13 protein-coding genes and 1 tRNA gene are annotated in these 15,192 nt (G+C 42.6%); all 14 read right to left on the bottom strand.

The features are described from left to right. Nucleotides 1-225: 225 nt before the first annotated feature. Nucleotides 226-301: transfer RNA gene (locus E5336_RS05045), tRNA-Lys, on the bottom strand. A gap of 101 nt (nucleotides 302-402) precedes the next feature. After that, on the bottom strand, nucleotides 403-1,791 hold the full coding sequence (locus E5336_RS05040; protein WP_135979986.1) for an LCP family protein: 1,389 nt from the start codon (nucleotides 1,789-1,791) through the stop codon (nucleotides 403-405). A gap of 24 nt (nucleotides 1,792-1,815) precedes the next feature. Continuing rightward, a complete protein-coding gene (locus tag E5336_RS05035) occupies nucleotides 1,816-3,180 on the bottom strand; it encodes an exopolysaccharide biosynthesis polyprenyl glycosylphosphotransferase (protein ID WP_135979985.1) in 1,365 nt (454 codons plus the stop codon). Nucleotides 3,181-3,201: 21 nt separating this feature from the next. After that, nucleotides 3,202-3,774 carry a PepSY domain-containing protein gene (locus tag E5336_RS05030; protein WP_135979984.1) on the bottom strand — a complete coding sequence of 191 codons (573 nt, stop codon included), beginning with the start codon at nucleotides 3,772-3,774 and terminating at the stop codon, nucleotides 3,202-3,204. Next, nucleotides 3,774-4,478, bottom strand: a complete 705-nt coding sequence (locus E5336_RS05025; protein WP_135979983.1) for a CpsD/CapB family tyrosine-protein kinase — start codon at nucleotides 4,476-4,478, stop codon at nucleotides 3,774-3,776. Before E5336_RS05025 ends, E5336_RS05030 begins: the two co-directional genes overlap by 1 nt. A gap of 27 nt (nucleotides 4,479-4,505) precedes the next feature. Continuing rightward, a complete protein-coding gene (locus tag E5336_RS12575) occupies nucleotides 4,506-5,762 on the bottom strand; it encodes a CapA family protein (RefSeq protein ID WP_277820791.1) in 1,257 nt (418 codons plus the stop codon). Then, nucleotides 5,656-6,357, bottom strand: coding sequence for an NUDIX hydrolase (locus tag E5336_RS05015; protein WP_135979981.1), 702 nt, complete (start codon nucleotides 6,355-6,357; stop codon nucleotides 5,656-5,658). The genes E5336_RS12575 and E5336_RS05015 overlap by 107 nt, the downstream gene beginning before the upstream one ends. A 94-nt stretch (nucleotides 6,358-6,451) precedes the next feature. Continuing rightward, entirely contained in the window at nucleotides 6,452-6,868 is a 417-nt protein-coding gene (locus E5336_RS05010) for an AbiJ-NTD4 domain-containing protein (RefSeq protein ID WP_135979980.1), read from the bottom strand. Between the two features lie 122 nt (nucleotides 6,869-6,990). Beyond that, a complete protein-coding gene (locus E5336_RS05005) occupies nucleotides 6,991-7,260 on the bottom strand; it encodes a DUF2799 domain-containing protein (protein WP_135979979.1) in 270 nt (89 codons plus the stop codon). Next, on the bottom strand, nucleotides 7,257-8,255 hold the full coding sequence (locus E5336_RS05000) for a YHYH domain-containing protein (RefSeq protein WP_277820789.1): 999 nt from the start codon (nucleotides 8,253-8,255) through the stop codon (nucleotides 7,257-7,259). Before E5336_RS05000 ends, E5336_RS05005 begins: the two co-directional genes overlap by 4 nt. 172 nt (nucleotides 8,256-8,427) lie before the next feature. Beyond that, on the bottom strand, nucleotides 8,428-9,642 hold the full coding sequence (locus E5336_RS04995; RefSeq protein ID WP_135979978.1) for a Wadjet anti-phage system protein JetD domain-containing protein: 1,215 nt from the start codon (nucleotides 9,640-9,642) through the stop codon (nucleotides 8,428-8,430). Beyond that, nucleotides 9,635-12,928 (bottom strand): SbcC/MukB-like Walker B domain-containing protein, encoded by a 3,294-nt coding sequence (locus E5336_RS04990; RefSeq protein WP_135979977.1) that lies wholly within the window; start codon nucleotides 12,926-12,928, stop codon nucleotides 9,635-9,637. Before E5336_RS04990 ends, E5336_RS04995 begins: the two co-directional genes overlap by 8 nt. Then, nucleotides 12,925-13,554, bottom strand: coding sequence for a DUF4194 domain-containing protein (locus E5336_RS04985; protein WP_135979976.1), 630 nt, complete (start codon nucleotides 13,552-13,554; stop codon nucleotides 12,925-12,927). Before E5336_RS04985 ends, E5336_RS04990 begins: the two co-directional genes overlap by 4 nt. Then, nucleotides 13,554-14,951, bottom strand: coding sequence for a Wadjet anti-phage system protein JetA family protein (locus E5336_RS04980; RefSeq protein ID WP_135979975.1), 1,398 nt, complete (start codon nucleotides 14,949-14,951; stop codon nucleotides 13,554-13,556). The genes E5336_RS04985 and E5336_RS04980 overlap by 1 nt, the downstream gene beginning before the upstream one ends. Nucleotides 14,952-15,192 lie beyond the last annotated feature (241 nt).

Genomic DNA, 15,192 nt, shown 5'->3' with positions numbered 1-15,192 from the left:
TTTGACGGTTTCAGTATAGCATGCGGCCTACCAGCTAAAATTTCCGTTTCGGTCAAATTGCGAATTTTGTTTTTTGCGCGCGAGGCGTTCGGGAAGACTTTGTCGTTCCCAAATCTTTTTTCCAAAAAAAAGGTCATAAAAAAATCTGCCTTTTCTTTACACTTGAAAATTACGTAAAAAAAAGACCAATGAACGGTTGGTTCATTGATCTTTCATTTGATAAGATGGTGGATCCTTAGGGATTCGAACCCTAGACCCACTGATTAAGAGTCAGTTGCTCTGCCAGCTGAGCTAAGGATCCATCTCACTGCTTGAACATCATAGCATGGATCGTTAGCGTCCGCAAGATTGTTTTTCCATTTTTAAGAAAAAAGCCCGGATACGGGCTTTCGTTGTTGGATTTTACGAACCGGCGCGCAACACCGCGTCGATCTTTTGTTCGACTCGCTGGAGAGTTTGATCGTCCAAAACGAGAACGTTCGCTTTTTCGCCTAGCGGCTCAATATCTTTTTCTTCCAAACGGCCTTCCACGCTAACGATTTCAAGCGTCCATGGCGCGCGCTGGAGCATTTGCATTTTGACCAGATCGCCAATTTGCTCCTTGCTCATGCTCGTCTGGATCGACTCGCCGAGCACACTTTGAATCGTTTCGAAGTGGGCCAGCGCCTTCGAGGATAAAATTTTCTCGATCATCGCGCTGAGAACGACCATTTCGCCCTGGTTTGGATTCGATGGATCGTTCGGGCATTCCTGGACATACGTCAACGCTTGCTTGGCGTCCAGCCACAGCTTTCCTTGTTCGAATTTTTGCTTCGACTTCGTTTCAAACGCTTGTTTGTTGTCGATTTCAATGCCGCCAAGCTGGTCGACGATGCCCGTCATTGTCGTCAAGTTGACACGGACCGTGTAGTCGATTGGCACGTCGAGTTCCTGCTCGAGCGCCTGTCGCACGACGTGCGTGCCCTGGATGCCAAGATATCCGAGCTTGTTGTTCCACACATACGTTTCTTTTGGCAGCGAAACGAGCAGTTTTTTTTTATCCTGCGGATTGACGACGGCCAAAATATTGACGGTGTTGGCGCTGTTTTCATTGACGCTGCCATACTCGTTGGTGCCCATGATCAGCACCGTGAACGGCGTCTTCGTCACATCAAGCGTCGCGGATCGGCCCCGATCCAGTTCGACTTTGACTTTTTTCGTGGCAATCGCGCGAAGCGGCTGGTTTTCCTGGAGTCCGTCTTCTTGCGTCAGCGCTTCGATGAGCGGCCGCTGCGCGATGATCGCTTCCACTTTTTTCGCTTTCAACGCGTCAAGGAGCGGCGTCAACGAAGGATAGGCGCTGGATTCGATCGAAACGCCTTCCTTTTTGAACTGCTTGAGCATTTCCACGCTCGTTTGATCCTCGTCGGTTTCATAATAGCCGATTCGTTTGCCTTGGAGCTCTTGCAGCGACTGGATGGCACTGTTTTGCGGTACGTAGACGCAAACTTCGCTGATATATGTTCTCTCTTTCATCGAAAGGCTCCAGAGCAGCTCGTTTGTTTTGGCGACATACCACGAACCGCCAAGCATCGCGATGGTCAGCGGCGTGATGATCATCCAGGCGAACACGTTTTTCCAAATCGTGTGCGGTCTTTTAAAGAACAGGCGGCACGCCACGCCAAAGAGCAGCAGCGCGATGAACCGCAAAGGAATGGCATCGAGGCGAATGAGCAGGCCGATGAGTGTCGCAATAGAGCAAAACGAGAGAATCGCACCGTAAAATCCGGGTCTTTTGAGGTTTTCTTTCATGTGGGGTTTGTCCTCCTTCCCTGATTACATGGCGCCTTCATCGTCGCCGAGCACTTGTTTGACGGTTCGAATCAGTAAGGTGATGTCGAGCCATAAACTCCAGTTGCGGTAATAATATTCGTCCAGCTCCAGCCTTTGTTCAAAATTGACTTCGCTGCGTCCGTGCGTCTGCCACATGCCGGTAATGCCCGGCTTCGAGCTGACGACGTCCTGATAATACGGACCCATGTCGACTTTTTCGCGAGGCAAGTAAGGTCTTGGCCCGATGAGCGACATTTCCCCTTTCAGCACGTTGATGAACTGCGGAAACTCGTCGAGGCTCGTCTTTCTTAAAAAGGAGCCTGCCTTCGTGATGCGTGGATCGTCGCGAAGCTTTTTGTTTTCCTGGTACTCTTTTCGAATGGCTTCGTCTTTTTCCATGAGCTCATCCAAAATTTTTTCCGCGTTCGGTACCATGGTCCGGTATTTGTAAATCGTGAATTCCCGCCCGTTTTCTCCAATTCGGACTTGCTTGAAAAAAATCGGGTCGTAGTCGCCTTGCTTGTGGTTGAGATGCCGGACGTACAGCGTCAAAGGCGCGAGCACGCACAAGCCCGCCAGGCCGGCTAAAATATCCATGCCGCGCTTGAAGATCTTTTCCGTGTTCGTAATCGTTCCTTCGGCGGTTGAAATCATAAGCTGCCCGTCAAAGTCGTCGATTTTCGTGTTGAAGGTGACCAGTCCTTCCATCCGCGGCAAATACTTGATCGTTTCCACCTGGTTGATCAGGCGTTCCACCAGCTTGCGCTGGTCTTTGCGGCTCATTTCCGGAATGGCGATCAGCACGGTTTCAATGTCTTGTTCGGCAATGACTTTTTCCAAATCTTTGAGTGGATAAATCGGCTTTTCCTGCTCCACGATCGTCTGGTCGACGTGGTGGAAAAACGGATCGTCGTTGCAGTTGATGAATCCTTTGACATTGAGCAAGGAATACCGGTTGGTGCGGCACGTTCCATAGAGCTGGCTGGCGGTCGTTCCCGCGCCAATGATGAGCACGTTTTTTTTCAACTTGTCCCAAAACACGACGTGGGTGTAACGGGCGATGAGCAAGTTGCAAAATCCGTGACACAGCAAATAGAGCACGAGCCACCCGAACTGCCCCCACGAAAACGGGTCGTAGTCGAGCAGCAGCAGCGAGGCGCCAATGTAGCCCATATAGCCGAGTAGCAGCAGCTTCAGCTCGTCCCAAATCAAGATGGCCCGGCCCCGGTACCGGCCGGCCAAATGCATGATGATAAAATACAAGAGCACGAGCTTGATTTTAAATACAAAAGAAAAAGGGAAAACAAAAACGAGTCCGATCGTCATGATCCCTTCTATGATATTTTTATAAACGCCAAGTTTTGTCATAGTCCCCCACCTTCATTCCTGTTAAATAAAGATCGAGCTGATGACTTCTCCGGTTTCCGCGTTGACGGTGACTTGGTTGCGCGCGTCCCCGTACACAAACTCCACTGTGTATTCGGTTTTCTTTTTATTCAGCTTCACGCTCAGTTCGCTGACATCGGCTTCTTCCAGTCCCGCGTTGGCCAGCGCGGCGTTCACGGCGTCCTGTTCGGAAACGACGCCTTCCTCCGTTGGATTTTCGGCTTCTTTCGGTTGTTGTTCATTGGTGTTTTCCGCCGGAGCCGCCGGCTGCTGCTCAGCTGGCGCGTGGGCCGTCGATGTTCCCTGGTCGCGATCGAACACGCAGTCGCGGATGATGCCGTCTTTGCCAAGGGTGTACGTATATTGTCCGTTGTCGACATTGAATTGGACGACATACTCGCCATCTTGTTCCTTGGCGTCGATATTGGACGCGGTTTCCGTTGTGTTGTTTGAATCGTCGAGGGCGACTTCGGTCGCGTCTTCCAGCGACACGTCGTCCGCTTTGGAGCAGCCGGCCAGCACGCACGAGAAAGCGAGCAGCGAAGCGCCGGAGATTTGAAGGATTTGTTTTTTCATTATTTCTTCTCCTCGTTTCCATAGCCGTAGCCATAACCGTAGCCATAGCCGTATTTTTTCGATTTCAGCTCTTCCACCTTGGTCAGCACGATGCCGAAAATGTTCGCGCCGCTGCGCACCATGTCGTCGAGCGCGGCTTTAGCCGCCCGCTTGTCGGTTTCTTTGGACGAAACGACGTACAGCGTGCCGTCGGCCGCGTTCGATACCGGAATTCCGTCACTGACGCGGTTGACCGGCGGACAGTCGATAATAATATAGTCGAATTCTTCTCTGGCCGAGGCGAGGAATTCTTCGAACTTGTGCGAGGAAAGCACTTCGGTCGGGTTTGGCACCCGGCTTCCTGTCGGCAGGAAGTAAAGCAGCGAATCGTTGGAAAACTGCAACTGGACGATTTCCTCGTAGCCAAGCACGCTGGAGCCCGGCACATAGCGGCTCAGCAAGTTGGACAGTCCTCTCGCGTTGGACACTTTGTACATTTTGTGGTCGCTTGGATTTCGCAAGTCGGCGTCAATGAGCAGCACACGCGCGTACTTGTCCGCGAAAATCCGGGCCAGATTGGTGGATACGGTCGATTTTCCCTCGTTTGGATTCGTGGATACGACGTTGATCACTTTGATCGCGTCATCCATTTGGGAAAACTCAATGTTGGTTCTTAAATGACGAAAAATTTCGTCCAGGTTGAATTGGTTTATCTTTTTAGCCATATTGATCCTTTCTTAAACGCAGCAAAATCAAATTGCTTTCTGAGTAATGACCCTATATTTAAATAACATGTGATTGGATTTTACACATATATTAAGTTTCCGTGAAATCCTCGCTTTTGTCAAGCTGAAATCCACTTGGAACATGCCGTGTTTTTGCCTTTTTACTCGAGCACGACTTCCACCCCGTCCGGATGGCCGACGACCGACTGCACATACTCTTTGGCGAAGGCTTTGGTGACGGGCGTTCCGCTTTGCGCGCTCACCCAGCGCGTCGTCATAGTCATGGATCGTATGGGTGGAATACGTTTGCAAGTCGCTGGAAACGTAGGTGATAGTTGGAATCAGCCGCACATTGGCGAACGTGGCTTTTTTTGTCGCGAAATCGTAGCGCAGATCGAACGCGGCCATGCCGCCCACCATGCATTCGGGCCGGTCCTGCGCGCTTAGGAAATTGCCAAGCGAGTAGTAGACTAGCGTGTCCTGCTGCTCTCCTTTGAGAATTTCCACCGGTCCAATGACGTGCGGATGCGTTCCGATGACGACTTCGGCGCCCAGCTCGTGGAGAAGTCTGGCGTAACGCGCCTGTTCCTCGGTGATTTGGGTGTTGTACTCCTCGCCCCAGTGCATGCTCACGAGCTGCACGTCGCTGATTTTTGAGAGTTGTTCCATGTCGTGGCGAATTTTGGCTTCGTCGATACGATCCACGCGGTATTCCTCACCTTCGGGCAGTTCCATGCCGTTAAGTCCATACGTGTAGCCTAACAAACCGACGCGGATGCCGTTGATGTCGCGTACGATGTATGGCTCGTCCGCCGTCCGGTGCGATCCGGTCACGCTGATGTGGGGAAACCGGGTCGCCAAGTCGTCGAGCTGGGCTTGCAAGCCTTCGACGCCGCGGTCGAGGGTGTGGTTGGAAGAGAGCGCCAGCCAGTCGAATCCGGTGCGGTCCAAGGCGTCGACGAGCTCTTTGGGCCCGTTGAACATCGGATAGCCGCCAAGTCCGAACGATTCGCCGGCCATGAGCGTTTCCGCGTTGATGAACGCCAGATCCGCGTCTTGGATGGCTGGCTTGGTCGCTTCGTAAATCGAATCAAAATGGTATGGCTGCGTCTGGTAATAGTAAACGGGTTCGTGGATCAAGTGGTCGCCCACGCCGACAAACGAAAAGGCGCTGCTTTCATTTTTCTCGGTTTGCGTGGTTTCCTGCTTGGGGCGCGGCGTTTTGGCGTGGTTTGTGATCAGGATGGCGTTGACGGCGATTCCGACAACGAGAAAGACCGCCATGGCGATCGTGTCTTTTTTCATGTGCACTTTGTTTTTCCCTTTTTTGTAGGATATGCTGCGCTTTGAGTAAGGCCGCGGAGGAGCTGTTGCAGCAAATTTCGTTGCGCATCACCATGTCGATGGCTTGCGCGAACGGAACGAGCAGCGTTTCGACGTCCTCGGTCGCGTCGAGTTCGGGCGTTCCGGCTTTCGTGCACAACAGTGCGAGAAACAAATGCATCGTGTTGGTCAGCTTGGCGGAACAGTCGACGGTCGCGCCAAGCTCGATCCAGTGCGAGGACACGTAGCCGGTTTCTTCGCGAAGCTCTCGTTTCGCGACGGCAAGCGGATCGGTTTCCCGGTCGTCGAACGCGCCGGCCGGAATCTCGATAAGTTCCTTTTGCTGGGCGTAGCGGTACTCTCGCTTCAGGATCACGTTTTCGTTTTCATCGAGCGCGACCACGGCGGACGCGTCCGGAATCGTGACGGTGTAAAAGTCCGGGATTCGCATTTGGCTGGCTAGCTCGACCTCGTTTTTTTGAACCTTGAGCCACGGATTGTCGACGATTGTTTTTGTGTTCACGGTTTTCCATGGCTGGAGCGGCTTTGCGTTCATATCCTTGTTTCCTTTCTTTGTTTGATGGATTCATTGTATCGCACTTGAAGGAATCGTTAAATATTTATTTTTTGTCTAAGAGGAAAAGAGGCCGTTATCCTTTACGCTGGATATGGCCTTGAGAAAAGAAATAGCCAAGGCGGTGCTGTTCGAACCGGCGGTTGAGCTCCTGCACGGCATCGTTCCAATCCGCGGGTTCCAGCGTCTCGGTGATTTGATGAAAGAGTCCGTCGATTAAATCGAGAAATTCAAAATCGTCGAGTTGTTCCAGACGGTATTCGAGCTTTTCGCGCTGCGGATGGCTCGATTCCTGAATAAAATAAATTTTGGGCGTCCATCCTTTTTCCCGTTCGAACCATTGGTTGAAGCGCTGCCAAAACGGTTCTTTGACCGGCAGATCGCGGACGATGTATACGAGCTGGGTTCGAAACGTGGCGGGAAATCGGTCATAGATCCAGCCATCGTGCTTTTTGTACGCGTCCAAACGTTGCGAGTAGAGTGTATAGTTCATTGGATTCTCCTTTCTTTTTACGAACCTATTTTACCATTTATTCTGTGTTTTATAAAGATTAAATTCAGTTTATTTATGTTTTATTCAAAAAAAACTCTGGTTGTTGTTCCAGAGTTTCTTTCCTACATCGTTTTCTGTTTGTGCTTTTTATAGGCGATCAAACCACCACCACCGATTGTGGTGAGCAGCACGCTCAACGCGCCGGCGAAAAACATGTTGTCTTCCTCCTGCTTTTTCTCCTCGCCTTTTCTGTATCCTTGAAGGTACGCCGACTGGAGGTCGTTGTAAATTTTGTACTTTTTGTATTTCGAGAAGGTCGTGTCCTCTTTCTCTTTCCCTTCCAAGCCGTCTTGATAGCCTTGTTCCTGGATGCTCGCTTTTTCGGCTTTCAATTTTTTTCTATTTCCTGTACGGACGCGGCGAATTGCGTTTGATACTTCGCCTTTCCTTTTTCGGAGATCGCTTGTTTGGATTGTGGATCGGATTGCTGGTCTTGGTTCCAAACTTTTTCCTGCGCGTTTTGGCGCGCCTCGTTGGCGATTTTCTCAAAGTAATCGGCTTCGGCTTCTTGGTAGGCCGTTTGATACGCTTGCGTATACGTCGCGTGGATCACGCCGTCCGGGAAGTTTTCATCCAGATGGTCGAGATGGATTCCGTCGTGGCTGGCGTGTTCTTTCGCCACTTTTTGCGTAAAGGCGGTTAGTTCCTTTTCGGCGGTATCATAGCCGCTGCGGAACGCCTTTTTATAGTTTTCGGATTGATCCGCGGGTTCTTGAAACGACAGGTTTGGATCGTTTTTCTTTTGGTCGTATCCGAACTGGTACGCTTTTTCTTTTTCCTCGTTTAACTGTTTTTGCGCTTCCGCAAAGCCTTTTTCGTAGCCTTCCTGGTACTTCGCGCTTTTTTGGTCTTCTTTCAGCTGTTCGATGGACAAATCATCGTGGATGTTTTTCCATTTGTAGTCGAAGCCTTCCTGATAGCCTTGGTCGTATTCTTTTTGTTCCTGGATTCGTTTTTCTTCGGCCAGCCGCAGCTCTTCCTGGTGCTTCGCCTCTTCTTCCTGTCTTTTTTGTTCCGCGATGCGGGCTTCTTCGGCGATGCGCGCCTGCTCGTCTTGCGCGTCGTAGGCTGGCGTCGTCGCCTGACTTCCGCTTGACGAGCCGCCTCCGTTGTGGCAGTGGTATTCGCCATACGACAATCCCCACTTTTCGCAGTTTGTTCGGCAAGTGTGGCATCCGCTGCCATCGGTGCGTCCGGGATGGGCCTGGCAGGCCGTGATCATCGGGGCGTTGACTTTTTGTTCTTCTTGTTTAAACGAAATCGCGGTGATCGCGGAAACGGCTAGCGTGCAGCCGCCGATCATGATCAAACCTTTCTTTGCAATCATATTCCTCTCTCCTCTCTGTATAGTATTATATCGCATGATTGGAGGATTTTGATTGTTTATTTGAGAAAATTTTTATTTTATCAACTCTTTAAATGAACTGGTCATGTTTTTATTACGGCACAATTAATGAATATGATTAGCATAGTCTTGCTAGGCTGAATTCCTTTATTTTTTATAGATTTGAAATATTCAAACTAATTATTTCCTGTTCCAGCTTCACATTGTGGTCCAGCATATAATGAATACACTCACCATAAATAAGATCCTCTTTTAAAGTACATAGCCTCTTTTGATCTTGTTCAGTCAAAGGCTGTAAACAATTAGAATAAGTCGGATTTCTCAAATCATTTTTATTCATATGGAAAAGCTGAAAATTTATTCCAGTTTGTTCGCACAATTTTTTATGAATCCAGAAACCACCTGCATCAATATCACCAAAGTGACTATATATTTTATCTGGATTATCTTTGAAAAGTTTTTTAATGAATGCGATTTGCGCTTTTGTAGCAAATCCTCCCAAATACATATAACAATATGGATGGTTCATTCGCAAAAAGGACGTTTTATTTTCAATGGTCATAACCTCTTCACACCTTACTGAAATAAAGCTTACTTTTTCTATATCTTGAATAGAAAACGAAACACCACCTGAAAAACACTCAACATCAATTTCTTTACCGTACATTTCGATCGTCATCGGCCCTTTCAAACAAATTTCCTGCTCTGTGTCATATATGTTAAAACGTTTTAATAAATTTTCATCGTCAAATCTTTCTTCATCGATAAAGGACAAATATTGGGAGAGTACTCCATTCACTTGGAATTTTCTTTTATTTTCAAAATATTTTGAATCTCCAAAAATCAGCATTGACGCTTCTCTTAAATACAAAAATTTTTCATTCGTCTCCAAAAAAGATAAGATTTTTAAAATATCCTCCTCTTTTTCAAGATCAATTTGCATCAAGGTGTTTTTCAATGCCTCAGTAAGTTCAGAAATATAAAAATCAACGATTTTTCCTCTATTTTTATATTTTTTTAAAATATTTTGCAGTTCATTGATTATAAAAGATCTAGGGATAATTCCATATTTTTCCGTACCATATTCTTCCAATAAAGGCACTGACTCTTCGACTAAATAAATCTTTTCATAGTCATCACTATGCTCTATTTTACTCACAGTGATAAATCCTTTTGATTCCAAGGCGAAAATAGCTTGATTAACAAAATTTTTCTCTTCAAGATCCACATTGTACTTTGAATAATTCTTTAATATTCTATTCGTTGAGATACTAATTCTCTGTTTTATTTTCCGGTTTTTATACTTCTTTAACCGTCCATATTGTTTTTTCAATAACTGTTCGATGATATTTTTTTCATATTTATTCATTAAATTCAACCCATCCGACCGTCATATTGCTTTTACTAATTTTCTTGATTGGAATCACAGCGGCGCATTCTTTCCCAATCGAATCCAGTTTATTAGGTGGAGCGCAAAAAATAACCTGGAAACTTTGGGATTTAAAGAAATTAAGCATAATCTTTATATTTTTATCACTCATCTTCTCGAATGGCTCATCAATAAAAACCATTCGAGTCGAATTTTGGCGTGCATTATAAATCATAGCCAACGCAGCCGAAAGAATGATTGTATACGGAATCTGGGTCCCGGCACCCGAATTATACCCTGCCAGTTTTGACAATCGCCCGTTTTTGATTTCTTCATTGTTGACGATTACTTCATATTCCATATAATTTCGATAGTCGGAAAAATCAACCAGTTCATTGTTGTGCTCTTTCGCAACAATTTTATTAATGATTTTTTTTATTTCCTCTTCCTGCTTTATTGCCTCCTTTTCGTCAAAGTCATTCATCCCTTCAAGTGTTCCCTGTAAATTGCCAATTTGATTGTTTTTTTTCAAATATTCCGCATAATCAAGAATTTTTGCATAGTCCGTCGTTCCTGAAACGTTTCGCACATCAAATTGATAAGTAGTAGAAAACTGCAATTTTCTTAACTGTCTATTAATTTCTTTTATATCAGCATGGGCATCTTCGATATTTGTCTTTATTTTTAAAACAAATTCGTTTTTAAAAATATTTTCATATTGTTTGGTTCGAATTGCTAATTTTTGTTTGATGTCTTCGAAATCATCTACTTGCAGTCTATTTTTCCTTTTTCGATAAACCTCTTCGCTTTGAAAATCAACCGGTAACTCCTCTTCCTGATATTTTCCCATATTATAGTTCGACTGCTTTTGGATAATATCTTTTTCACAACTGCTTTTTTCTCTTTCGGCTCTCTCTCGAGAACTCGGAACTAACACATCGCCGGATTCCCGTTCTTTTGCTAAAAATAAATCATACTCTTTTTTTGCCTCGCGAAATTCACTTAAATAATCTATTGAAAACGCATCAATTCGCCCGTTCTTTTCTTCAATTGATTTTGTGAGTTGCTCAATTCCTATTTTTAATGAGTCATTTTTTTGTTCTAACTGAATTTTTCTTTTTTTGTTTTTCTCAATGCTCTGGTTCAATATAACGAGACTCGATTCAATTTCCGCTATTCGTTCAACCAGCGCCATATATTCATTGTTGTTCTTTAACGCATCTTCAAGTTTTTGAATACTCGCTTTGCATATCTCGATTTGCTCCTGTTTCTCTTTCATTTTCACTGGCGCTTCAAAATCATATTGTTTATTTAAAGCTTGAAACATATTGTCAATCGCCATTTTTCTTCTTTGCTGTAAATAAATATTTTCCCTAATTCGCACTTCTTCCTCTTCTAATTCTTTCTTTTCCTTTAACGCTCTTTCTTTATTAAGAAGCACTGCATCTTCTCCAAGACAATATGAACCAATCTTATTAAAATTTAAAAAAGAAACTGCCATATTTCGGCTAATCTTTCCTTCTTTGGAAATCGCATTTTCATGCACAGAAACTTTTTTCTTTTCTACGGCATGGATTCTTCCTAACCAGTAAGCAAAATATGTATGTGCAATTTTGTTTTTGATCACCAATTTGTTCAGCAAAGAGTCTTCGACAATTTTTGGTTCCTTTCGGCTTAACAATTTCGTATTCACTAATTCGACATATTTATAGCGTGAACGATCCATCACTTGATCCGCAATATCGAAATATTCCGGTTCCACCAATACGCTATAGCGATGCCAGCCCAAAAACGTTTCGATTGAATTTCGCCATTCTTCATCCTTTAATTCCACTACATACGCACTGGAAAACTTTGCTTCACTCTGGATTCCCAGAGATTTGAATTTATTATTAATTTCATTAAGCAATCCATATTGATTAGGTACTTTTGAATAATCCGGAAGATTTCGTTCGCATGTTTTGATTACTTGATCAACCACAATTTTTTCCTCTTCCATCTGCTTTAAAGACCCTTTTAAACGATTTATTTCTACTGCATTCTGCTCAAATAAATGTTTAACAGTCTCCCTCAAAGAGTCCACTTCTTTTCTTGCCGCAGAAGGATCATCCAGGTCGGATACATTCAATGGCTTCATTGCAAGTTTGATTGTTTCCATAAATTGTTTTATTTGTTTGAATAAAATCTTTATCTCTTTTTCTTTTTCAGATAATTCTTTCATTTCATTACCAAGTATATCCAATTTTTCCTTTTCTTCCCGAATCGCTTTTGTCGCATCCATTTGATCATAATGCTGCAACGCTTTCCTCAACTCCTTATCTTTTTTCTCTTTCTCCAATAATTCTTGGTCTATACGTTTTGCTAACATTTCAATTTCGCGACAATGCTCTTTCATCTCTTTGATACTATTCTCTTTTTCTTTCTGGTTCGCCAAAAGATCTTTGTAAACCCTTTTAATGTCATCTTTTGTTAATCGAGAGCAGATTCGTTTATAGTCATCAAACGCTTTTAAAATCGCATCCAATTCTCTAATTTCTTTTTCAAGGATAGTAAAGGACTTCGTGATTTCTTCAATGCTTTCTTTCGCTTCTTTTAATTTGTTTATATTAATCTTTTTCTCTTCAAGCACGGATTCCTTAATGAACTGCTGAATCTTGGCTTCCGGATTGTATGTCATAATGTTTTTCAATTTTCGCCGGTATTTCATAATGCCATCATTTTGCAGTTTTAATCCGGTCATAGCCATGAATTTCTCAATGCCATCTTTCTTGTTGTTCATTATTTTTGCTTGATTTTTAATGCCGAATTCTTTTGCATTTAAAACAAATTTTTTTCCTTCCGATTCACGAAAAAATGAAAGATCTTCTAGTCTTTTTCCATCTTGTGCATACCAAAAATTATTTACATTATCACTTGAATCTGTTTCAAGTATCACACCCAAGACAAAATATGTATCATAAAGGGTATTATGATATTCTAATGCAATATGGGTATATACGCTTGGGTGAGAATCACTTGATCGCGCGTATTTTTTATTGTCTGGATCAATTAGGCATCTGGTATAAGAAGACAATGTTCTTCGCCCAGTTCCGACTCTAGTCGCCGACGTTGCTTTATTAAATTCTGTGTCACCTGTAAATGCGTATTTGATCGCATCAAGAATCGTTGATTTTCCGCATTCATTTTCGCCGGTAATCAGGGATAAACTTCTTCCAATAGGAATCGTTTTATCAACAAACCCATACCAGTTTATTAAATATACTTTTTTCAAAAGAATCTCATTCATTGCCTCTCCTCCTGCGAATCAAAAGTTTCTTCATTATGGTTTAACTGTGGTGCCATTTCATTTACTATTTGAATAAACTGGTTCTTATCCATAGCAAACTGCAAAGTTGGATACAAATGAATAATGGTATTTTCTTTAAAATCCGTATCCGTATAATATATTAAACTAAAACGTTTAAATCTCTGGAGTGCAGTTTTCAATTCAGTTAAAGACCCCATAATTATTCCATACTGTTTTTGCCGGTCGATAATATCCCCGAACTCGACGTATACTTTCTCGAATTTTCCAAATCTTTCCAAAAACAACATCCATAAAATAATTAAAACCAGCACTTCTTTGTTCGAAAAATTCACATGATTGATTTTCTTTAATCCCGCTGTCTCCATATCCTCTTCGTTTTGGATAAGCATCGCATACTTTAATTCTTCATCAACAACAAGATCATACCCGATTATTTTTAAATAATTCGACATATCGATCCTGTTTGAAGAATAAGTTAAATAATCATAAAGTACAGGGTCTTTTTCAGAAACAATAAACGTAGAGTCCAAAAGTTTTCTGATGCATTTTTTAAAATTCAATAAATTTTCATCCTTTAGATGATCCAAAAAATCAAAATTTCCCATTATTTTTTCCTCTTTACTTTCATATTTGTAATTATTCCTACAGGAGTTTTATGCATTCCATCTTCAGTTTCAACAATAAAGCCAAAATCCTCGTCGCCTGAATAGATAAAAGCAGAAACAAACATCAATGCTTCTTCTTTGCTTTTAGTCATTCCGCTTTTTACATATGGCATGCCACTGACTTTGAATAAATTATCAAAATAACGCTCTGTTCTTTCCACAGAATAAGGATTAATCGAAGACTTCATCAATTCATTTGTAATTCCCATTTTTTCCTCCTCACTCAAATCCTTCGTTTCAACAACAGCAGATCCCTCATTCAACCGACGATGTTTTTTGTGTTGATACGATTTTCGGGATATATATTTTTGAGATTCGATTTGGATGCATCCATTCAGTTTTTCTAAAATTATCTGTTGTTCTTCCTTATTCGACTCTTTGATAACCATAAGAATCTGATCCATTAAAGATTGGATATTTTGCCCATTGCTCGTAACCAGACGTAATCGAAGATTGGCTAATCGAAAATACTTGTTTATACTTTCGTCAATTTTTTCCATATACTCAGGATATTCAACTGTAATATAGAAATATATTTCATCAATATATTTTGTAAGCTGGTCCTCTGCTTCCTCTTCTTCCACGTCCATTCGTACGCTATATTCCTGAATCGCTTTTTTGAACAACGTATCATGTTTAAACCCGCTTAATTGCTGGGCAACATCTCTTAATATTGCTGGAATAAGGCCATTGTTTTTCATATAAAAATAATCTTTAAAAAATTTTTCGAGAAACTGGTCACTGAGTAAGTAGTGACCTATTCCCGACAAATCATTAATTTCTGTGATTCGGCTCATAATGATGGAAATGCTGTCTTTTAAATCCAGAACTTCATTTTTCAATTCAGCTTCGTTTTCCATTAATGGAACAAGGATAGAAGAATATGGCCTGTCTTTTCTCACCGAGTTAGTACTGTATACACTTTTTAAAATTTCATCCATGGAAAGAATCCGATTCGAAATGGCTGCATCATTTTTTCGATTCATGAGACTGTTCAGAAAATCAATCAATCTTCTACAGTTCGCAGCAATATTTGTTATATATTCTCCATTTCTTCCAAGTTCCGGTTCTGTTAGCCAGCTACATTCCTGAAACTTTCGAATAATTTTATCCGCATCCCCTTCATCAAAGTTACTATCTAAATCCTCGTTTTCGACGCGATATGTTTTATTTCTTAAAAAAATTTCTAGTGTATCCTTTACGTTGTCTTTATATAAAACAGGCATTTTTTTTGAATATTCAATAAGTTCTGTAATACATTCGAAATATACTTTCTTATTTGGTCCAATTAAAGGATTAAAAAACTTCTCATTACCCAGCGTTTCAAATAAATCCATTATATTTGATCTCCCTCTCTATCGGTTTCATTCCTATTAATTTCATTTTATAAAAAAAACGCATGAAATTAAATATAAAATTTCTTTAATTTCTATCTTATTGGAAAAAAATTTGAAATATTTAATACCTTAATATCCATGAGTTTTACAACATATCTTCTATACAATATTTTTATACGATGCCTAATTAAAAACGATAACTTAAACTGTTTGATTCATAAATGCTTTGTTTTTCAAGAGG

The sequence above is a fragment of the Dubosiella muris genome (assembly GCF_004793885.1).
Classification (GTDB): Bacteria; Bacillota_I; Bacilli_A; order Erysipelotrichales; family Erysipelotrichaceae; genus Dubosiella; species Dubosiella muris.
Note: the sequence above shows the minus strand (reverse complement) of the source record. Positions and strands in the feature narration are given on the sequence as shown.

Bases quoted from the DNA above. Each gene is read 5' to 3' on its own strand.
- E5336_RS05040 (WP_135979986.1), bottom strand. From the start codon at position 1,791: ATGAAAGAAAACCTCAAAAGACCCGGATTTTACGGTGCGATTCTCTCG.
- E5336_RS05035 (WP_135979985.1), bottom strand. From the start codon at position 3,180: ATGACAAAACTTGGCGTTTATAAAAATATCATAGAAGGGATCATGACG.
- E5336_RS05030 (WP_135979984.1), bottom strand. From the start codon at position 3,774: ATGAAAAAACAAATCCTTCAAATCTCCGGCGCTTCGCTGCTCGCTTTC.
- E5336_RS05025 (WP_135979983.1), bottom strand. From the start codon at position 4,478: ATGGCTAAAAAGATAAACCAATTCAACCTGGACGAAATTTTTCGTCAT.
- E5336_RS12575 (WP_277820791.1), bottom strand. From the start codon at position 5,762: ATGGCGGTCTTTCTCGTTGTCGGAATCGCCGTCAACGCCATCCTGATC.
- E5336_RS05015 (WP_135979981.1), bottom strand. From the start codon at position 6,357: ATGAACGCAAAGCCGCTCCAGCCATGGAAAACCGTGAACACAAAAACA.
- E5336_RS05010 (WP_135979980.1), bottom strand. From the start codon at position 6,868: ATGAACTATACACTCTACTCGCAACGTTTGGACGCGTACAAAAAGCAC.
- E5336_RS05000 (WP_277820789.1), bottom strand. From the start codon at position 8,255: ATGATTGCAAAGAAAGGTTTGATCATGATCGGCGGCTGCACGCTAGCC.
- E5336_RS04995 (WP_135979978.1), bottom strand. From the start codon at position 9,642: ATGAATAAATATGAAAAAAATATCATCGAACAGTTATTGAAAAAACAA.
- E5336_RS04990 (WP_135979977.1), bottom strand. From the start codon at position 12,928: ATGAATGAGATTCTTTTGAAAAAAGTATATTTAATAAACTGGTATGGG.
- E5336_RS04985 (WP_135979976.1), bottom strand. From the start codon at position 13,554: ATGGGAAATTTTGATTTTTTGGATCATCTAAAGGATGAAAATTTATTG.
- E5336_RS04980 (WP_135979975.1), bottom strand. From the start codon at position 14,951: ATGGATTTATTTGAAACGCTGGGTAATGAGAAGTTTTTTAATCCTTTA.